Source organism: Neobacillus niacini (genome assembly GCF_019749295.1).
Classification (GTDB): Bacteria; Bacillota; Bacilli; order Bacillales; family Cytobacillaceae; genus Neobacillus; species Neobacillus niacini_D.
Genome location: NZ_JACWFG010000002.1, coordinates 147,084 through 167,635, shown reverse-complemented (window position 1 = coordinate 167,635; position 20,552 = coordinate 147,084). Strand labels below are relative to the sequence as shown.

The following is a 20,552-nucleotide window of genomic DNA, read 5'->3' as shown; positions in this document are numbered from 1 at the left end:
AAAAACTGTTGATTTCTACTTGACGGTTACACCAGTGTTTATGGGAAATCAATAATTAGTGTTTGGCTGGTGGTTTTCAAAGTCCGTATGGGCTAGGTAAATAGAATTAACTTGAGGTTAATTGCATTTGTGTAAAGTTTATGTAAAAGAATGGAAAATGACAGAAAGTTTTTTTTGTGCAGGAAAGACTTTTTTGCTATAGAATCTAATATATAGAATAAATTTTGTACTGGGGGACCCTACACTTGCATAGAATATCTAATATTGTTTTTTTTCCAGATGTAATAAAGCTTCCAAAAGTAATATTAAAAGAAGTTTGCACTGATTTAAGGTTAGATACAAGCGGAACATCTTATGATTTAGCCCAAAGGGTATGGGATAGAATAAACAATGGGAATAGAGAAGGATTATATTCCGCTGAAAATAGACTATTGGCAGGTAAATCTTCTGTTACATGGTTTAAAATTGAAAATGAAGGTGCTTTAAGAGGATTTAAAGACTTACTACAACAGTCACAGTCAAATCGATTTGAAACGATCGAATACATTCAAGCAGGTGACTTAACATCGGAGCCTATTTTAATTGCAGCTGCTGAAGGAATTAATGATAATGAAATCTTTTTAAGATACGCTTATAATAGTGGTAACAGAAGATCGGTAAATGGAACAGAAGTGCATATAGTCCCAAAAAGTGAGATTACCACTGTTTATATTGATACGGAAAAGGATATTATAGAAGTACGTACTGATACGAGGAACGCAATAAAAATAGCTTCCTCTATTGCTACTATGATTGGTCAGCACATAACATTGGAACAAGCTAGGATACTTGCCCCTTTTGGGAACAATGTAGAGCAAATTGCCAATGCTCTTAATGGGGAATTAATTGATGCAACATCAACACCTGAATTTGTGTTTGAAGATTTTAACCAACAACAAACTGCTGCTGTCTTAAATATACTGAATGCCCTAAATGACTTCTTTGACGATGAAAATGAAGAAGACTTAATTGAAAATTTAAAAAATGCATCTGAAACATTTGGTGAGCATTTGTTAACTGCTCCGTTTACAGCTTTAATATTAAACGGAATGGAACGAGTAGGATTAAGGGTCAATGAGGGAGATTTAAGGGGTCAACCTTTGTATGATACATTAAGACCTTATTTACAACATCAAGGTGGATTTATTAAATTTAATCGTCCTATAAATGGGGTTGAAAAATCCTTTACAATAAGAGTAGGTTTAACTACTGATAGTATCTTTTTCACTACACCCGCAACTGAAGAGGTTATTCAGTTTGTGCGTCAACAAATAATAAACTAAGAAAAAAAGGGGGTAAAAAAATGACTGTAAATTTAAAAGAAAAAAGAGAACTAAATAACTTTTTAGAACTTTTAGCTTTTAGTTCAGTTAAAAAGTTTTACCCGACTGCTGCATTAAAATATACAAAAGTTTCTTCCCTTGAAGATGTTTATGATTTTTTATTGGATTGTGTTGAATCGGGGGAATTAAAAATCGCATGGGAAGTTAAGTGCACTAATGAAAAAATGATATGTGCGCGGAAAATAAATGATATTGAAGATAAAAATTCAATTCTTAATAAAGAAGTAATGTGTGATATTTGTGGACATGAGTTTACTATAGCGCCATTTGATCTCTATCCTTATTTCAAAATAACCAATGAGTTTAGAGATTTAATAAGGGAAGACTTAAAAAAAAAGACGAATCGCTTAAAAATAAACATGTCTTAAGAAAAGAAGTTAGGAAAGCAGTACAAGCAGTCATAAATAATAATCAACCCGATATACCCTTCGGGAAATTACCTGCATTAACACAAATTAGAATAGAAAATGTAGAGAATATACAAATAATTTCGGGGGACGGAAAAATGGAGAGCGGAAGAAATATAATTATTGGTGGAAATGTGTCTGGAAATAATAACATTAATACTGGTGAAGATGCTGTACAAATAAATAAATCACAGCAAGGATTATCTGAGCAAGCTTTTGAGCAGCTGTTCAAAGATATTAGTGAAAAGTGTAATGGGGCTACAAGTGAACAGATGAAATTTTTTGCAGAAAAATTACAAGAAGCATATCAAAAGCAAGATAAAGAAGAGGGGAAAAAATTACTCGGTTTCCTTAAAGGGACATTAGGAAATATAGGGTCGATTGCTTCTATTGCTAGCTTATTTGGTATAGTGCTTTAAAATTTCGTGCCTGTCACTCCCCGAGTTTTGTCGAAGATTGATAGGTTAATAGGTGCTGTTAGGTTCCCTATTATGATGGAAGTCGGTCAAAAAATACCAAGCGCTGAAAACGGCAAGTAGTTTTTAACACTTTTCATCTGATTTTTCCTTACCCATTCCAGTACCAAAATGTAAGAACTATAATCAAACAGTTTCAGTAAGATAAGTTTGAAAGATTCTATACTTACAATCTGTGATTGTTATCATTTTTAAAATGTTGAAATATCAAGGGCGCGTTTCTAGTTAGTGAATATCGGAGTTATTCCCCGAAATATCTTTGTTTCATAGAATTGCATTACAAGATGCACCTATTATTGGTTGTCTAGCATATGTAATTGGTAGAGATTAATAGTATACTCAAACCAGGAAGAGGTGTTTGTCCAAGATAGTTGTCGCCAATTTCCTGGTTTGCTAGTTAATTATGAGTGCAGCTATCACTCTTAGCGTGATGGAATTCTCAAATAAGAACATCAAACCATTTTGTTTTTAATATTAGAAGGGTAGAGTAGGTCAGAGTTATGTCTCTAATTTTATTTCCCTTCCTATAAATATATTATTTAGTACCAATTCTATTAAGATTAGATGTAAATAGGTATGCTTTTGCAGGAATATTAAATAAATCAACAACAATATTTAAGTTATATCTTTTACTATAAATATCTGCAATAGATTCTGTATGTATTGTATGGCTTCCTGATACCAGTAATGAAGGTGCTAGGTGTTTTGGATTTTTATAAGGATTTTCTCCTTTTATTGATTGTGGCATAATTTCATTTGCCATGCCCGTAAAGTTTACTAGTAACTCAGGAGAGGGTTTATAATTTTTCACCTCAAAAAAAGTCAGTAGATCCTTATTTGTTATATAGCAATAATACTTACCCTTGCCCTTATATTTATGAGTAGAATCCCATAAAATTCCCCCGGGTTTTATAACTGCAATATCCGCTGCGATATAAATATCAGAAGAATTCTCATAGGAGGCTATAGGAATATTGTGCCTTACTTCAAAAATTGTTGGGGTAGATTTTGTAGACTTTTTTATCTCTACATAAGAAAAATTTTCAGGGTAACCTATTGGACTTATTTTGTACCGAAATTTACCCTTTTGTAAGCCTTTTACCTTTACTTCAAATCCATCTTTCTCATAAAATTTAACTACATAGTTGTAACAGGCAATCTCAAAGAAATCACTAACTTTAGATGCATATTTATTGATCTTAGTGCTATAGTTGTTTAAAAAGTTATCTATTTCATTAACAAATAGTCGTATATCTTTAAATGGTGTATCACTCATTTACTTATTCCCCTAATTATCTGGATAACTTGCTGAAGAGAGTTTTTGCTTGAGACATCTATAGGAATATCTAATGCCGCAATCATTTTGATAAACGCATTATGTATTTCCAGTATTTCGTCAAATTGTTCATTTTCAAATAAGTAATTGTTTATTTGAATACTTACTTTTTCATCATCCCTAACGTCTTCTTTAGAAGTATTACTACTGTTCAATGTTTCGTAAAATAAATTAACACCAAACATAGGAAACAGTATTTCTTCATAAAGTACCTTCAATTCAAGGACGGCCAGTAATAATTCTTTTTGCTTTATAGAAATCCCTAGGTCTTTCTCCTGTTCTAAGCTATTTAATTCCTTTATATATACGTTATAGCCTCTATAAAATCTAGCTTTGAAGTCAGGTAATTTTTCATAAATATTTAATATCATATTTCCATTTTCCCTCATTAGAATACATCACTCCATTAAATTTGTTTTCTCGGTGCCATACCTCGGGAACATCAAGACTTCTGCTGAGTAATTATCAATATCAAATAATTAGGGTTTCCTTGAAGTAACTGAATATTACCAGATTTAGCTAAAGAAGTAACATACGGTTTCTATATCCCTGAACCCCAATTATTTGTTTGCGAACCATTAATCTAAAGACTAATAACCAATATTGCCCTGGGGCATAAAATCCTACTTTTCATAAAACTATTACCATAACTGCAGTTTATATTAAGTTATAGTAATCTCATAATTACACATTTTGGAGAAATCATAGGAAAATCATACCATAATAACATAGGTTATGAGTATATAAAAGAGTCTACTTTTTCACCATATATCTATTAGGGATCTTTTTACAAACTTTTGTGCATCTATTTGGGTGTTCATTCTATTATTGTTGACTCTAACGATGCTATGAGTTGAAAATTGTAAATTTATAAAAGGAACTACTACGAGAGCTATTAGCTTTCTGAAGAAAAATCCGTAGAAGAGATCTCCAATAATATCGGTTCCTGTCACTACCCTAGTTTTGTCGAAGATTGATAGGTTTTTAGGTAGGTAGAAAATGATAGAATGGAGTTGCAACTGAATATTGTGAGGGTGGTTGGGTTGTCGATCTTCTTTTCCTTTATCAGGAAAGGAGGTGATACTCCTGGAAACTTTTCTTGAAATACTACGAGAAATTCTTAAAGGAATTGTGCGTGAAGTAAGTGCATATTTCTTTCGGAAAAACGTTTTAGAAAACAAGAAAACCACCCGCTGTCACAAGCCAAAGGGTGGTTCTCGAGCAACCACCACCCTGACGGTAGAGGTTGCAAGGAGAAGTGTTACAAGCACTTCTCCTTTTTATATATGTCCATTATATACAAAACTATTCCAGTTGAGAAGGGATTCGAGCTCATTCTGGTGCACTGTCACTCCTCAGATTATTATTTAGGATTGATAGCATTTGTGATAAATAAACAACTATTAAATATCAGTGCCTGTCACTCCCCGATATTTGTCGAAGATTGATAGGGATTTAGGTAACTAGAATGTAGTTGCAGTTGAATATTGTTGGGGTGGTTGGTTGTCGACTTCTTTCCGTAATTGCGGAAGGAGGTGATAATCATGGAAACATTTCTTGAAATTCTACGAGAAGTTCTGAAGGGAATGGTGCGCGAAGTTTGCGCATATTTTTTTCGGAAGAATGTTCTAGAAGACAGGAAAACCACCCTACGCCGTCGCAAGCAAAAGAGTGGTTCAGATAAAATATAAACAATGACAACCACTACCCTGGGGTAAAAGCTGCATGGAGAAGTGTTACCAGTACTTCTCTTTTTTATTATATGTCCATTATACACAAAATTATTCCAGTAGAGAAGGGACTCAACCTCGTCTCCATCACTGTGAATCCTCATATTATGTTCAAGGATTGATAGCCTCTTTAAAAAAGAAACGTTTATGTAAGTGCCATTTTATTTTATTTTTTCCATCGTCTATGCAGGAATTCCGATTGTTTTGTAGAATTATAGAAAAGAAATACTTCGTATAATTCTTCAATTATATCCTCAATATCTTCATCGCTAAACCGCTGTTATTTCATTCATCATCCAACCATATCCCCTTGGATATTTTGTGTGAATCCTGTATTTATTTTCTAAGCTCTATTCGCATAGAATGTTGTCTTTACTAAAAAAGGTGGCTACTAATATAAGCACAATTCGTAAATTCATGGCATTAATTTTTCCTAAACATTGAATAAATATCGCCTGCTTCAATCTTCCAATTGTTAGGTGGGCAGGAAAAGCCCCTTTGCTTCTAATATATCTATTTTCGTAATCGTCTCCCATGATTTGCTAGTAGAATTCTCTGGTTGCTACCCCATCGCAAAGAATGGACTTTATCCTATAACGAAACCGACAAACAACACAACTCCTTGTGATAGTAGCCCTTAGTCTAATTACTCTATTAAAAACATTTATTGAGAATATATTAAAAATAGCAACAATCTCTCCGAAGAGAGCGATTTTCTAACAATAAAAAAATTATGTTTGGAGGCTGTTTTATGACGGTCAATGTTTCAAGTATTGGTTTAAAAGGACTTGAGGGTTATCGAGTTCAAGTGCAAGTGAGGATATCTGCAGGTAAGGAATCAATGGTCATTGTAGGGTTGCCAGATGCTTCTGTCAAGGAGTCAAGAGAACGGGTGATAGCTGCTCTTAGTCACTTTGGAGAAGATGTGACAGATCAAAAGGTTGTCGTTAATCTTTCACCGCCTGAACAAAAAAAGAATGGACCTTTGTTTGATTTAGCGATCGCGATTGCGGCATTAAGAGAACTAAAGGTTATTAAGGAAGAAATCCGGATGGATACGGCGTTTATTGGAACGTTATCACTAGATGGGACAATCGAGAGTGCGGAAGGACTGCTGCCTGCCTTAATCGCAGCGAAAGCACTTGGTCTAAAGCTTATCTACATCCCTGATGATCCAACCATTCCGATTAACATGCTGCATGGATTGGAATTAGTTGTGGTAAGTCATATTAAAGAAGTGGTTCAGCACTTACAAGGACAACAAACTTTTTCATTTCTTCCTATACCTAGGACTAGTAAGGAAGCACCGCAATTTTCTGAAGCCATTCAAAAGGATTTTTGCCACGTTATTGGTCATGAGCAGGCTAAACGAGCATTAGAAATTGCTGCTGCTGGCGAACATAATGTATTAATGAGCGGTCCGCCAGGCTGTGGAAAAAGCTTGTTGGCTGAATCCTTTCCCTCCATTCTTCCTTCTCTCACGAATCAAGCTCAACTAGAAGTGATGAGTTTTTATCAAATTGCAGGTGAAAAACGCAGTTATTATCAAACAGTCCCGTATCGACATCCTCACCATTCCGCCTCATCCGTGGCCATTATAGGTGGTGGATCCAGTCCGCGACCTGGTGAAATCTCACTAGCACATCGTGGCGTATTATTTCTTGATGAGATAGGAGAATTCACGAAAAAGACACTGGATATGCTGAGACAGCCCCTCGAGACAGGGGAGGTGACGATTAGCAGGGCTCATTCAACCGTAACCTACCCATCCTCATTTATCCTCATTGGTGCAATGAATCCTTGTCCTTGTGGTTATTTTGATTCCAATACTCATTACTGTACTTGCTCTGTTAAACAAATTCAGACCTATCGTAATCGATTATCAGGACCGATACAAGATCGGATTGATATCCTTTTATCATTAATGTCGATAAATTTAGACCAACCCGCCAAGGTACAAGAGACCTCCGCTGAAATACGTAATCGGGTTGTATATGCACGTCTGCGCCAATATGAACGCTATCAGTCTGAAATAACAAATGCTAAAGTTCCATTTGAAGTGATTTCCCAAACTACTCCGTTGACAAATGAGCAGCAACGAATGCTAACAAATGTGACTGTTAAGCAAAATTGGAGCAACCGAGTTCAAATCAAGATCATTCGCTTAGCTAGAACAATCTCAGACTTAGCTGGAGAGAGCAGAATTACTGACAATGCCATTTGGGAAGCGATGACACTACGCCGTTCAGGTTCTTCTTAACAACAGAGTATGGCCAGGGAATCATAATGGCACGCCCACAGAGAGTTTGGATTAGTTATCGTTATTATCATATTGTTTGTCGTGGTAATCGCCGTGACCCGCTTTTCCGCAACGCTTCAGATTTTCATGCCTTTTTCCATATCCTCCAACAGCTCCATGAAAAAATTCCGTTTGAAATTGCCTCCTACTGTTTAATGACCAACCATTATCACCTTCTCATTCGCTCAAAGGATGCTTCCTTTTCAAAGCTCATGGGATTCATCAACAAGCGCTATGCCAACTATTACAATACCAAGTACCGTTTAACAGGGCATGTCTATGAAAAACGATTTTACGACAAAATGATTGAAGATAAAGAAGGAATGCTAGAAGTCAGCCGCTATATTCACTTAAATCCTGTAGAGGCAAAAATGGTCAAGAAACCTGAATATTACCCTTGGAGCAGCTATCAATTTTATAAGAATTCTCGAGCCGTAGCACCGTCCTATATAAATATAGATAGTATATTAGATTATTACATCGGAACCATTGAAGAGAAGAAAGAAAAGTACTGCCAAACTTTACTTATCTAATACCGGTTCCTGTTACTCCTCAATTTTATGGATGTTCGATTAGTCCTGATTTTTTCAAACGTAATGATTGATTCATATCGTCAATATCTAGCTATATTATAAAAGATGTAGAGTGATGTTATTGGATACATTTCTTATGTAGAAACGTTTTTTCATTAAAGGATTATTGGGCTAGGCTAGAAAGACTTTATTAATTGTTTCATCCAATGAAAATGTGGGTACTGTATGGTTGAGGAGTTGATGATAATGAATAAAAAAATTGCTGTTTTAGTTACGAATGATTTTGAGGATTCCGAATATGCAGAACCTGTACAGGCCTTTAAGGAAAATGGGCATGAGGTAACCGTAATCGAGATGGAAAAGGGAAAAACCGTGAAAGGAAAGCAGGGGAAAACCGAAGTCGTTATTGATGAAAGCATTGATGATGTATCCCATGAGGAATTTGATGTACTTTTCATTCCAGGCGGATTTTCACCGGATATTCTTCGAGCCGACGAACGTTTTGTTCGTTTCGCAAAAGCATTTATGGAGGCTAAAAAACCTGTATTAGCCATTTGTCATGGACCTCAGCTGCTTATTACAGCGAAAACGCTTGAAGGGCGTGACATAACAGGCTATAAATCGATTCATGTTGATTTAGAAAATGCTGGCGCTAATTTACACGACAAGGAAGTAGTCGTTTGCCAGAACCAGCTGGTCACAAGCAGACAGCCGGAAGACATACCGGCATTTGTACGAGAATCATTAAGAATAATAGAATAACAATTAGGCAGAAGGTGCTCCTTCTGCCTAACGCTTGTGAACATAGGGGACGGTTCCGGTTGCTTTTTTGATGACAACTTTTGCACATGCTATTTAAGAAAACCCTTGAAGGTTATGGATTTTCCTCAAACTAATCAAATGATTAGTTGGTAATCAAACTGATTAATATTTGCATAAATTTGTACCTTGCTAGTTCTTATTGTCAATTTTGAAGATAATTTCTTGTAAGGCAAAACCTTTATACGACAAATAACTTTCTTGAAAACAAGTAAAAGTTCGTTTGATAAAAGGGCTTATGCACGATTTAATCAAACGTTTAATGAATGCATTCTATGTTAACTAAACGTTTGATTAAGTAAGCTTTGAATGCTGTAAAACCTAAGTTTATCCCGATTGGTGGTAAAAAATTTTGTCGAGAAGAGGGTGATGTAAAATATGGGGGAGACTATATATGCAGAGGAAGAGATATCACAACTGGCGTGGTACACGCCTTTAAGCTTTCCTCCTTCTTTCCAGTGCTGGGTAAACTGTATTTTAGAAAATGGCCTCTACTCTATGACATAAAGTAAGTCTTAGAGTAGAGGCCTGATTTACTTATTTGGAACTACTCCATCACAAAAGAACCAGTAGTTGAAGTGTTTTATTTGATGGTATACATATATGGAACAAGGGAAGTTCTAATTAGTGTGTAAATTTTTTGGTTCGGCAGGATTTGAAATGTTTTTAAGGGCTTGTCCTGCTTTGTTGCTAAATAGGCAGGCGAAACGAGAATTAGAAATTGCTGCTGCTGGTGGACATAAAGTATGAATGAGCGGTTCACCAGGGTATGGAAAAAGCTTGCTGGCTGAAACTTCCTCTCCATTCTTCCTCCTCTAAAGAATTAAGCCCAACTAGAAGTAATGATTCTATATCAATTAGCAGGTGTATTAAAGAAGTTATTATCAAACCGTTTTGTTTAGACATCCTTGTTAGGGAATGATTTACTAGGGTTTACTGGCAAATAAGTGGGGAAAGTGGTGAAAATTAACTGGATTTCGATTTCTATCCCCAATGTACTAGCTTTTTAAAAGGAGATAGTAAACCACAAGGTTTAACTCTTAAAGAATGTTGAAAGATAGTACTAATATATATCTTTTTAACATATTGCAGAATTATGAAATAAGGGGTATTTCTACGAAAGATAGGTTGCTTAAACCATACACAGACAGATTGTAAACAGTAGTAGTAGATAAAGATAATTGTGAGGAGAAAAGTGAAAAGTATTGCGAGCTTTATTAGCCAGCAGTACTTTTTTTGATTATGTGAAGGATTTAATGCTTCTACTTCTGTTGGGTGACAATAACGCTCGAGATACAATTAATGATTTCTGAAAGTGTATCTAACGCCAAAACGACTAGGGAAATGCGAGTTCATTGGTAACTAATAGGCTTGTAAAATGGATTGTCAGGAAGAAAAAAGGTTTAGAATAAACTACTAGATTGGTATAATATGGGATGGGTTATAAAACCAGGGATAGACGGTGAACAAATTGACTGTACAAATAATCATTATTATTATCTTAACCATCATTATCCACGCAACCGAGACGTTGACCTATAGTATTCGTTTGGGGGGCATCAGATTAAAGAAGATTGCTGTTGCGTTGTCTCTTACGGGGATCGTTTTACTAATTGCGCGTACCTCAAATATGTTTCAAGCTCCCGTCATTGGTGTAATCGTTGATAGAGCGAAAGTTGATCCTACCATTGATGTACTAGCGATATTCCATCTCATATTATTTTCAGCTTCAATCGGTACTTTGCTCGCACTATTCTTTTATCCCACGTGTTCGCGTCTAGCGATGTTAATGATTGAACGATTGGAAATAGAAGGATCAGCCATCGCTTTAATGAAAACATCGAATATATATAAATTAAAGAGAACAAGTTCCTATTTAAGACGTCCAAGGTTTCAAATGATACATATCCTTCGGGTTGGCGGAATTCCAAAACGCATTATGCTCATTAATATGGTGGTAACTGCAATATATACAACGGGTGTATTGTCAGCTTTATATGCTTCGATATTGAATCCAGCACACAGTACAACCGCAAACATGGCAACAGGCGTCGTCAATGGATTCGCAACGATTCTATTAACGCTTTTGTTGGATCCCCAAATCGCGTTTATGACCGAACGGGCCCTAATTAAAGAAAATGGAGCAGACGAAATAGCTAAGACGTATGGCTGGTTAATGATTGCAAGGTTTTTCGGTACCTTACTCGCCCATCTTCTGCTGCTTCCTTCTGCTTGGTTGATTTCTTGGATAAGTGGCATTATGGGGTGATATAAATGTTTTATAGACATCCTTTCACGATCAAAATCGTATCGGGGCCTCTAGGAGATTGCAGTGTAAGAGGCCTTTCTAGGCTGAAGATCCTACGCAAATTTTTGATTGCCAGTGAAGAATGGAGTCGCGGCCTGAGCCTATGGGAATTCTTTTGTCTTTGATCCTCCTTTTTGGGACCTGATAGTTTACATTTTCATGGATTTTCAATGATTTTGAATATACTTCCCAATCTAGACTGTAACACTGGTCCAATAGATTCTGAAACCTCTTCAGGTCCTTGTATTTTTATAGCGTCATTAGATTAACATGCATACTTATTATTTGAAGTACTAGTGTTTTATATTAAATGATGATAAATGGATAATTATGGTGTAAAATGTATTTGTAATTTACTAATCCTTGGAGTGATTTTATGTTAAAAAATCTATTTAAGAGGAAAACAGATCTAGAAGAATTATCCTCATCTAATATTGAAGTCGACGAAATTGAAATTGATATTGAAGAAGAACTAGTTGCTGATTTAAAAGATGAAGCAGAAAAACTGAATGTTGAAGATATAAACCAACACGAAAAGCATTTCTCAGAGGAAAAGTTTTGGACTAAGGTTCAAAAATTTTCTAAAAGAGCTGGAACTTCTATAGTCTATGCAGTTCTATTACTTTACTACACACTTCAAAAGCCAGATGTACCATTAAAAGTTAAAGCAACCATTGTTGGGGCTTTAGGGTACTTTATTTTACCTCTAGATATTATCCCCGACTTAGCAGTTGGTGTAGGATATGCTGATGACTTAAGTGTTGTAATCTTTGCTTTAATTCAAGTAGCTTTATATGTGGATGATGAAGTTAAAATGCAAGCCAAAAATAAACTAAGAGATTTATTTGGCGAGAATGTAGATACAACTGAGATTGATAATAAACTAGGTAGATAATGATATTATATTATGAGTCTGTTTCCAAATTTTTAGGGAGCAGACTTTACTTTTGAAGGATTTGTTGTAAGAACTTTAACGTTTTATTGGAGTTTAAATACATGGAGAGTAAGACGAATCACTAATAAGCTGCCAAAACAAATTCATTTGTTATGCAGTACAACGATACTCTTCAAAAGAAAATGATATTCCACAATAGGCGTGATTGAGGAGGAAAACCAAAAGCCTAAATCCTCGGTAATAAAATAAAAAGGATTTAGGCTTTTTCACTTCAATATTGTTGACGTTTTTCTATTGGTAACACTTTGACAGCAAATGATAAACTTCTTGGCAAATACCGGTAAAAATTGGGGCATAAATGGTACATTCTTATGTAATCAATTAACAAGACATGTCCATGTCTATGAAAAAAGATTATATGAAAAGATGATTGAAGATAAAGAAGGGATGCTAGAAGTTAGCCGTTATATTCACTTAAATCCTGTGGAGGTAAAAATGGTCAAGAAGCCAGAATACTCCCCTTGGAGCAGTTACTATTTGTTTAAGAATCCACAGGCAGTGGGACTGTCCTATATGAAAATTGATAGTATTTTAGATTATTTCAATGGCACCATTGAAGAAAAGAAAGAAAAGTACTGTCAGTATAATAGGTGCTATTCATCACCATGTTTTGCCGTATTGTTTTAGTGGGAGAATGATTGATTTGGAATGTTGGCAATAGCTTGAATAGCAGCCTTAGTTGGATCATGGTCATTCCGACCGATGCCTATTGGAAAATCTTCAAAGATATGTTGGACCTTACCGGGCCTCTTATTTGCAAACGCTTGGATGGTGCCATCTGTATAATGGAAGACCTCTATGTAGTACAATTGACCGTTATTCTCGAAATTTCTCCAAATATCCATTTTAATAATATCAATATTCTTCTTGATCATCTGCCAACCCTCATTTACGTAAGAATATTTCAACTAGAGACTATTAGGTGTTTTCTTTCTATCCTGCTAGGATTCGTTAAACTCAGTCTAAATCATTCGTATCTTGGTCAATAAGCAAAAGGAAATTGCTATTTTCCTCAAGTTCTTCCAATAGTTTACTTGGCTTCATATCTAGTGCCTTAGCATATTTACCGAATGTTAATAGATTCGGAAAATGTTCAGTTCTTTCTAAGTTAGACATGGTCTTTCTACTTATATTACATACAAATGCAACATGATCCTGTGACTTATTTTGGGCCTTTCTTAATCTTGCCAACACTTCTCCAATTTCGGTGTTCTCATTATCCTTCAATGGTTTTCTCCTTTTAACACCATTAGATAATGAGGCTTAAAAATGCGACACGTAGAAAACTTCTCATTTACTTCATTGCAAAAAGTTTTTTTGTTATTGTCAATTTATATTCACCTTTTGGTGATGTTGGGACAGGGAAGGCTCTAATACTGATGAGGAATTTGGTTAGTCCATTGCTTTAGATAGGATCATTCATATTTCGAGCTCATAACAGAATGAACCCATTTTTTTTATCTAGACGGGCTCACATTTCCTTTAATTGTGTATGATATGGTGTATTCGCCTACTGGCTCTCTATGCAAATGAAAGGAAGTGTTACAATGGATAATATGATTCCGTCACATACGATGGGGGCTAATGTACTTCCCCAGTATCAAATGCAATACGGCTATGGAACTCCATGTGTTCAAACACGCGGGTGCGATAATTTTATCATCATCATTGTATTGTTTATTTTATTAATCGTTATAGGTGCATTTGCTTTCTGCGATTAAATGGTGTGACCTATTACGGTCTCCTAATTAAGCTTATTCAGGATACGAAAAAGGGGGGAGACGAATGGAACAGTCTCCCTCCATTTATATTGCTGGCTGCAGGATGGCGAACTTAAATAGTGTCTAGCTTAGTGAATGGTCTGACCGTTTGGTACATAGCATCAAACACCTCAACCTTATTTACAAAAAGATTCATACAGGCTGCGAATTTCCTGCCCTTGAATGGACTGTGTAACATATGGAATCAGGGAGGGATCACAGACACCCTTTAATTCGTAGTACATACAATCCAATAAGTGTTTGTAATTGTCATAAGGGTTATGATTCCCCCAGTTTTTAATACCGATTTCTCTTGATTCAGGTTTGTAACGTATCAGCTTGTGGTGCTGAATGAATCGTTCCATTAACAAGTGAACAGTCTCAATCGAATAACTCAAATCAAAAGCCATTTGTTTTTTCGTAATTTGATAGACTCCTATATGGTTTGTCCTTGAATTCGAAAGATGATATAAATAAAAATACTTATCCTATGAGGTCATCCTCACACCTTCTGAATCCCTTCCAAAGATTAGTACATACCATTGTTTTCCTTTACATTTCATCCTCCATTACTGCCCTTCTTTATTATTCTATTCGACAATAAATTTTCCTGAAAATCACTTATAGTTCATATTTCAAAAGGAGTCATCCGTGGTTTAATCAAACGTTTGATTAATTTAAATGTGTTAGTAGTCATTGCATATCTTCTAACAGGTTTGAGAGATAGTATATCTCCACTATGAATTTCATCTTGGTCTCGTTTTACAAAAATTATAAAAAACTTGGTGCTATGGTACTGTTAAAAATTAACTATGCATATATAGAGAGAGTAATAAAAATTACGTAAAGGATAGGGAGTGCTGTATGGGGAATAAGTTGTTCAAGGTGGTAGTACTATTATTTATGTTTTTAAGTTTTCTAGCTCCCAATGTTGGGGCGACTGGTAACAACTCGAATGAAGAAGAAGTACCTATTGAAGAAAACAGCCAGGAGATTGAAGTCTTAAATACTCAAGATGATATCTTTCTTGAGAAAAAAGGGAAACAAATTGAAAACTTAATGAGTAAGCTCAAGGATAAGAAAAAGGTAAGGGTAATCCTCGAACTAAATACACAGTTTCAACCCGAAGGGAAACTTAAAAAAGAAGAAAAATCGGAACAACGAGCACAAATAGCAGCTATCCAAAATTCTGTAAAAGAAGATTTGCAAAGTAAATTACCGGAACAAGCAAAATCTATAAAAGTTTTTAAAACAGTGCCGTTTATTGTGGTGGAGGTAGATGCAAATGGATTGGATGCATTACATAAAAATCCAAACGTAAAAAGCATACTTGAAGACATTCCAATGCCAGTAGGGTTGCCAGCAGAAAAACCTAGTACGAACGAAAGCAGTAAAAAAGAAAAAGGCAACAGTATTGATCCTCCAAGCCTAGTGGATAGCACGAATGTAATTAAAGCAAATGTAGCCTGGTCACAAGGATTTACAGGTGAAGGCCAGACAGTCGCCATTCTTGACACCGGGGTAGATAAAAATCATACTTTCTTAGCAAATAAGGTGGTCTCAGAAGCGTGCTATTCAACGAATAGTCAAGCAACTGATGGTGGCCAATCATTGTGCCCAGGCGGTGTTACTGAATCAACAGCTATCAATTCTGGGCTGGATTGTACAAACGTTAATGGCTGTGGACATGGCACCCATGTTGCAGGGATAGCTGCAGGTAAGGGGAGTAGTTTTTCCGGAGTAGCAAAGGATGCAAAAGTCATTGCGATGCAGGTCTTTACTAAATTTAACTCAACATCCATTTGTGTAAACGGAGCGCCATGTGCACTTTCTTATACATCTGACCAGATTAGTGCACTAGAACGAGTGTATGCATTAAGCTCTCAGTATTCAATCGCCTCAATTAATATGAGTCTAGGCGGGGGAAGGTTCTACAGTGTTTGTGAAGATCCGAGACAAGGTATTATCGATAATTTAAAATCGATAGGAATTGCAACTGTCATTGCTTCCGGGAATAACGGTTATAAAGATTCAATTGGTGCTCCCGGATGTATTTCAACAGCAGTGACCGTCGGTGCTACTGATAATTCTGATATCGTGACTGATTTTTCAAATAGTGCAGCCATGGTCGACTTATTAGCTCCAGGATATGAAATAAACTCAGCCTCAAATGGCGGCGGATTTGAGAGGATGTCAGGGACGTCTATGGCAACACCACATGTTGCAGGAGCATGGGCAGTGGTGAAAGAGAAGTTTCCAAACGCTTCGGTAGAAGATATTGAACAAAAGCTTAAAAGTGGCGGTGTGTCTGTCACAGATACAAATGGCCTTACAAAGCCTAGAATCGATTTTCAATGGATAATAGATACAAAGAATTTTGTTGATTTATACTCACAAAACTTCGAAGCTACTAATGGCCAATATACGAAGTCTGGCACGAACAATTCCTGGGAATGGGGTATACCTACAGACATTCTTGATAGTTCAACAAAAGTGTGGGGAACAAACCTTGACGGTAATTACAATGTGAATGAAGTTAGCTATGTAGAGTCACCTGTCATTAATTTATCAGGTGTCAAATCTGTACTTCTCGTTTCTTGGCGCCAATGGCTGAATACAGAGACAGGCTGGGACTTCAGCAGTGTGGAGGTTAGTAAAGATGGAGGATTAACTTGGGCAGTTATAGACTCTGGTACAGGGCACAAAGCTGCATGGGAAAATAAGTCAGCTATTCTAGATGCCTCATATGCTGTCAATAATTTCAAAATAAGATTTGGTTTAAATTCTGATTTCTTAATAACGTATCCCGGAATTTATATTGATGATATCAAAATTAGAGGAGAAAAAGAGATACCTCTTAAAATCAATAGTGTAACGGCAAATGTACAGGGAACATCAACCACAGGAAAGCCAATTACCTGGACAGTTAATGCAGAAGGTTCAGGAGTTCAGTATGCCTATTATGTTTATAAAGGGACAACACGAGTGGAAACAATTGGGTATTCGGGCAATAAAACTTTAACATGGACTCCAAAAGAAGTAGGGGACTATTATGTAAAGGCATACGCGAAAGATAGTGGTGGAAAAACGGTATCAAAGAATTCAGCAGTGATTAAAGTGTCGGCTGCTGCCCTCAAGATCAATAGCGTTACGGCAAATGTACAGGGAACATCCACCACAGGCAAGCCAATTACCTGGACAGTTAATGCAGAAGGAAAGGGATTACAGTATGCCTATTATGTCTATAAAGGGACAACAAAAGTGGCTACCATCTGGTATACGAGCAACAATAAACTAACCTGGACACCAAAAGAAGCAGGGGACTATTATGTAAAGGTATACGCGAAAGATAGTGGTGGAAAAACGGTATCAAAGAATTCAGCAGTGATTAAAGTGTCGGTTGCCCTCAAGATCAATAGCGTAACGGCAAATGTACAGGGAACATCCACCACAGGCAAGCCAATTACCTGGACAGTTAATGCAGAAGGAACGGGATTACAGTATGCCTATTATGTCTATAAAGGGACAACAAAAGTGGCTACCATCTGGTATACGAGCAACAATAAACTAACCTGGACACCAAAAGTAGCAGGGGACTATTATGTAAAGGTATACGCGAAAGATAGTGGTGGAAAAACGGTATCAAAGAATTCAGCAGTGATTAAAGTTCAGTAAACGCAGCCGGAAAACGGCAAAAAAGCTTACTTCTGCTAAATAGAAATAGATATTTTCCCGCCTATGTAGACAGTATGAAAAAACATATTGTTTACATAGGCGGGATTTATTCTTTCCAGATAGGGACCAAAACTTATTAAATTATCTTTTGAACTCCTTCCACACTGTTTCTCCGAAGGCTATCATTTCTAATTATTACAAAAAGATTCATACAGGCTGCGAATCTCCTGACCTTGAATGGACTGTGAAACATATGAAATCAGTGAGGTATCACATACATTCTTTAATTCGGAGTACATACAATCCAATACGTGTTTAAAATTGTCATAAGGGTTATGTTTTCCCCAGTTTTTGATACCAATTACTCTTGATTCAAGGTTGTAACGTATCAGGTTGTGGTGCTGAATGAATCGTTCCATTAACAAGTGAACCGTCTCAATCGTATAGCCTAAATCAAAAGCCATTTGTTTTTTCGTAATTTTATAGACTCCTATATGATTTGTTCTTGAATTCGAAAGAAGATATAAATAAAAATACTTATCCTGCGGGGTCATCATCACACCTTCAGAATCACTCCAAAAATCAGTACATACCATTGTTTCCTTTTTCATCAACCTCACTCCATTCTTATATTTTTAGTCGGCAATAAATTTTCATGAAAATCACTTAAAGTTCATATTTCAAAAGGATTCTTCCTAGTTCTAATCAAACGTTTGGTTGGTAAATTTATAGTAGAATTTTATCTGGTTATGTATTTTACTAGTTTCTATTGTCCTTTTTGAGTAGAAAGAGTAAAAATGAACAGTATATTTCGATAAGTTCCTCACTTAACACAAAGCAATAATGCTCTTAACAAAGAGTTCTTTGGCTATTTAATCAAACGTTTGATTAGTAAGAGTTTGTTGTCAAATAATGGGTAGGACTGTCTTTTTTTGTATCTATAGATTAGAATATTAATAGGACTATAGATTTAGAGGGGAGTCATTAATGAAGAAACTGGGAACTATTTTTTTAATTGGAATTCTCTTACTTGGTTTATTGCCAATGAGAATGGAAGCTAGTGCTAGTATAGTAGAACCAAAGATACAGGTAAAACTAGTGAATTATTTAGGGAACCAAAAGAGTATTTCTTTACGTGTTTCTGGAAATTACACTTTAGACGGTACATCGACCAAACTTACAAGTGGCAAGACCTATAGTGTAAAGGCTGAGCAGTCAAAGATAAGCCTTTATGATGGAAGCATCAAACTGATTACAGCTGAGGATATCTCCATTACGCCTGAGAGAGAACAATATACGGCCTTTATTAATAGTCGGGAATATTATGGCAGTTTTAACTTTATTGTTGAAAGTGGTTACGTAAGACCGATTAACAATATTTATTTAGAGGAATACTTAAAATCAGTGGTTCCTGCAGAAATGTATCCCTCATGGAACAAAGAGGCTCTAAAGGTGCAGGCTGTTGCGGCGAGAACCTATGCTTATTACCGTTTAGGCCAGGTAATTAATGATACAACTTCTTACCAAGTATATGGTGGGGCAGATATGCTATATGAAAATTCCTCAGAAGCTGTAGAAGAGACCACAGGTGAGATTGTTACCTACAATGGACGTGCGATTGATGCGTTATTTTCTTCATCAAATGGAGGCATGTCAGAAAATAACTATAACGAATTCGGCAGTCCGGCATTACCTTATTTTCCTATTCAAAGAGATGATTATGATAAAAAGCTAGCTTGGGAGACCAGTATACAAAAGCAGCAAATTAATTTAACTGGGCTAGACCTTCAAAAACCTGATTTATGGTGGAATAGTACAAGTGAGAAGGATAGTAACTTTACAGACAACATTAAATCATGGCTTAACCAAAATGGTTATTCTAATAAACTAATAAAGATCATTAGCATCTCAGATCTATCATTCTATGACGAAACTGAAAGTGGTCGCGTTCAACGAGGAGATCTGGATTTCCAATTCCTTGTAAAGGATAAGTTTGATTCGACTGGTAAACTCGAGCTTCTGAATGGAGCTATGACCAATGTTATTGCAGATAGGATCCGTTCTTACATTGGAACGACTGAAATGAAGAGCACCCTAATTACGGAAGTGAACGAAACGAGCACTGCCTTTTCCTTTTCCGGATTAGGTTTCGGCCATGGTGTCGGGTTGAGTCAACATGGTGCGAATAATCGAGTTAATGCTGGGCATAACTACCGTGATATTTTAGCTTTTTATTATCCGGGTACAAAATTAGTCAAGCAATATGAGGTACACCAAGAGGCACCTGTTTATTCACCTGTTAAAGTCCAATTAAATGGGTTTGATTTTAGCACGGGATACTCTATAAGCGGTCACACATATGTAAATTGGAATGCATTAAAGACATTGAAGATTTCATATAGTGATAAAGGAAATGGAGTATTTGTTATAGAGGGACGAACCGTCCAGGCTGTAACTGTAAACGGAGATTGGTATATTAAGTGGAGCTCGCTATCACCGAAGAAAATCACAGCAGTGAAAATACCAGGCGGCTACAATTTTAACTACTCCAATCCTGTCAAAATTCAGTTGAATGGTATTGACTTCGCTAATGGCGGTCACGCCTTAGACGGCGCAACCTATATCAATTGNNACATTGAAGATTCCATATAGTGATAAAGGAAATGGAGTATTTGTAATTGAGGGCCGAACCGTCCAGGCCGTAGCAATTAGTGGAGATTGGTATATAAAGTGGAGCTTACTATCACCGAAGAAAATCACGGCAGTGAAAATACCAGGCGGCTACAACTTTAACTACTCCAATCCTGTCAAAATTCAGTTAAATGGGATTGACTTTGCTTATGGCGGGCACGCCTTAGACGGCGCAACCTAT

19 protein-coding genes and 2 pseudogenes are annotated in these 20,552 nt (G+C 36.2%); 14 read left to right on the top strand and 7 right to left on the bottom strand.

From position 1 onward, the window contains the following. Nucleotides 1-245: 245 nt before the first annotated feature. The 3 genes from H0184_RS04470 to H0184_RS04460 all read left to right on the top strand — a co-directional run bounded on the left by H0184_RS04470 (nt 246) and on the right by H0184_RS04460 (nt 2,208). Nucleotides 246-1,322, top strand: coding sequence for a hypothetical protein (locus H0184_RS04470; RefSeq protein ID WP_221821837.1), 1,077 nt, complete (start codon nt 246-248; stop codon nt 1,320-1,322). A gap of 20 nt (nt 1,323-1,342) precedes the next feature. Further along, complete coding sequence (locus H0184_RS04465) at nt 1,343-1,750, top strand: hypothetical protein (RefSeq protein WP_221821835.1); 408 nt, start codon at nt 1,343-1,345, stop codon at nt 1,748-1,750. A 137-nt stretch (nt 1,751-1,887) separates the two neighbouring features. Continuing rightward, nucleotides 1,888-2,208, top strand: a complete 321-nt coding sequence (locus H0184_RS04460; RefSeq protein WP_221821833.1) for a hypothetical protein — start codon at nt 1,888-1,890, stop codon at nt 2,206-2,208. 592 nt (nt 2,209-2,800) lie between these two features. Here the strand turns inward: H0184_RS04460 and H0184_RS04455 are convergent. Both H0184_RS04455 and H0184_RS04450 read right to left on the bottom strand, forming a co-directional pair. Then, complete coding sequence (locus H0184_RS04455; protein WP_221821807.1) at nt 2,801-3,541, bottom strand: hypothetical protein; 741 nt, start codon at nt 3,539-3,541, stop codon at nt 2,801-2,803. Then, nucleotides 3,538-3,990 (bottom strand): hypothetical protein, encoded by a 453-nt coding sequence (locus H0184_RS04450; RefSeq protein WP_221821798.1) that lies wholly within the window; start codon nt 3,988-3,990, stop codon nt 3,538-3,540. The genes H0184_RS04455 and H0184_RS04450 overlap by 4 nt, the downstream gene beginning before the upstream one ends. A gap of 1,155 nt (nt 3,991-5,145) precedes the next feature. Between H0184_RS04450 and H0184_RS04445 the strand changes: the two genes are divergently transcribed. From H0184_RS04445 to H0184_RS04430, 4 genes are all read left to right on the top strand, one after another. After that, nucleotides 5,146-5,292, top strand: coding sequence for a hypothetical protein (locus H0184_RS04445; protein ID WP_221821797.1), 147 nt, complete (start codon nt 5,146-5,148; stop codon nt 5,290-5,292). A gap of 790 nt (nt 5,293-6,082) precedes the next feature. Next, a complete protein-coding gene (locus H0184_RS04440; RefSeq protein ID WP_221821795.1) occupies nt 6,083-7,591 on the top strand; it encodes a YifB family Mg chelatase-like AAA ATPase in 1,509 nt (502 codons plus the stop codon). Between the two features lie 26 nt (nt 7,592-7,617). Beyond that, complete coding sequence (locus H0184_RS04435; protein ID WP_221821793.1) at nt 7,618-8,163, top strand: REP-associated tyrosine transposase; 546 nt, start codon at nt 7,618-7,620, stop codon at nt 8,161-8,163. A gap of 246 nt (nt 8,164-8,409) precedes the next feature. Beyond that, the gene (locus H0184_RS04430; RefSeq protein WP_221821790.1) at nt 8,410-8,925 is read left to right on the top strand and encodes a type 1 glutamine amidotransferase domain-containing protein; all 516 of its coding nucleotides are present in this window, start codon (nt 8,410-8,412) and stop codon (nt 8,923-8,925) included. A gap of 640 nt (nt 8,926-9,565) precedes the next feature. On the opposite strand, the gene H0184_RS04425 is transcribed toward H0184_RS04430, so the two are convergent. Then, entirely contained in the window at nt 9,566-9,787 is a 222-nt protein-coding gene (locus tag H0184_RS04425; protein WP_221821788.1) for a hypothetical protein, read from the bottom strand. A gap of 666 nt (nt 9,788-10,453) precedes the next feature. Between H0184_RS04425 and H0184_RS04420 the strand changes: the two genes are divergently transcribed. The 3 genes from H0184_RS04420 (at nt 10,454) to H0184_RS04410 (ending at nt 12,872) form a co-directional block, all read left to right on the top strand. After that, a complete protein-coding gene (locus tag H0184_RS04420; protein WP_221822441.1) occupies nt 10,454-11,251 on the top strand; it encodes a lipid II flippase family protein in 798 nt (265 codons plus the stop codon). A 544-nt stretch (nt 11,252-11,795) separates the two neighbouring features. Beyond that, nucleotides 11,796-12,185 carry a YkvA family protein gene (locus H0184_RS04415; RefSeq protein WP_260631448.1) on the top strand — a complete coding sequence of 130 codons (390 nt, stop codon included), beginning with the start codon at nt 11,796-11,798 and terminating at the stop codon, nt 12,183-12,185. A gap of 327 nt (nt 12,186-12,512) precedes the next feature. Further along, nucleotides 12,513-12,872: a hypothetical protein gene (locus tag H0184_RS04410; RefSeq protein ID WP_221821786.1), complete on the top strand. Its 360-nt coding sequence runs from the start codon at nt 12,513-12,515 to the stop codon at nt 12,870-12,872. Here H0184_RS04410 and H0184_RS04405 read toward each other — a convergent pair. Both H0184_RS04405 and H0184_RS04400 read right to left on the bottom strand, forming a co-directional pair. After that, nucleotides 12,869-13,120: a hypothetical protein gene (locus H0184_RS04405; RefSeq protein WP_221821784.1), complete on the bottom strand. Its 252-nt coding sequence runs from the start codon at nt 13,118-13,120 to the stop codon at nt 12,869-12,871. The genes H0184_RS04410 and H0184_RS04405 overlap by 4 nt on opposite strands. Nucleotides 13,121-13,202: 82 nt before the next feature. Continuing rightward, nucleotides 13,203-13,472 carry a helix-turn-helix domain-containing protein gene (locus H0184_RS04400; protein WP_221821781.1) on the bottom strand — a complete coding sequence of 90 codons (270 nt, stop codon included), beginning with the start codon at nt 13,470-13,472 and terminating at the stop codon, nt 13,203-13,205. Nucleotides 13,473-13,792: 320 nt separating this feature from the next. On the opposite strand from H0184_RS04400, the gene H0184_RS04395 reads away from it, so the two are divergent. After that, complete coding sequence (locus H0184_RS04395; RefSeq protein ID WP_260631427.1) at nt 13,793-13,966, top strand: hypothetical protein; 174 nt, start codon at nt 13,793-13,795, stop codon at nt 13,964-13,966. Between the two features lie 176 nt (nt 13,967-14,142). On the opposite strand, the gene H0184_RS04390 is transcribed toward H0184_RS04395, so the two are convergent. Then, nucleotides 14,143-14,415, bottom strand: a complete 273-nt coding sequence (locus tag H0184_RS04390; protein WP_221821762.1) for a hypothetical protein — start codon at nt 14,413-14,415, stop codon at nt 14,143-14,145. A 454-nt stretch (nt 14,416-14,869) separates the two neighbouring features. Here H0184_RS04390 and H0184_RS04385 point away from each other — a divergent pair, with 454 nt between their 5' ends. Beyond that, nucleotides 14,870-17,680 carry a S8 family serine peptidase gene (locus tag H0184_RS04385; RefSeq protein ID WP_221821760.1) on the top strand — a complete coding sequence of 937 codons (2,811 nt, stop codon included), beginning with the start codon at nt 14,870-14,872 and terminating at the stop codon, nt 17,678-17,680. A gap of 188 nt (nt 17,681-17,868) precedes the next feature. Here H0184_RS04385 and H0184_RS04380 read toward each other — a convergent pair whose 3' ends face one another. Beyond that, the gene (locus H0184_RS04380) at nt 17,869-18,291 is read right to left on the bottom strand and encodes a hypothetical protein (RefSeq protein ID WP_221821758.1); all 423 of its coding nucleotides are present in this window, start codon (nt 18,289-18,291) and stop codon (nt 17,869-17,871) included. A 376-nt stretch (nt 18,292-18,667) separates the two neighbouring features. Here H0184_RS04380 and H0184_RS28070 point away from each other — a divergent pair. Further along, nucleotides 18,668-20,310: pseudogene (locus H0184_RS28070) on the top strand (SpoIID/LytB domain-containing protein); the annotation flags it as partial. Nucleotides 20,311-20,312: 2 nt separating this feature from the next. Then, a pseudogene (locus H0184_RS04370) lies at nt 20,313-20,552 on the top strand (hypothetical protein); the annotation flags it as partial.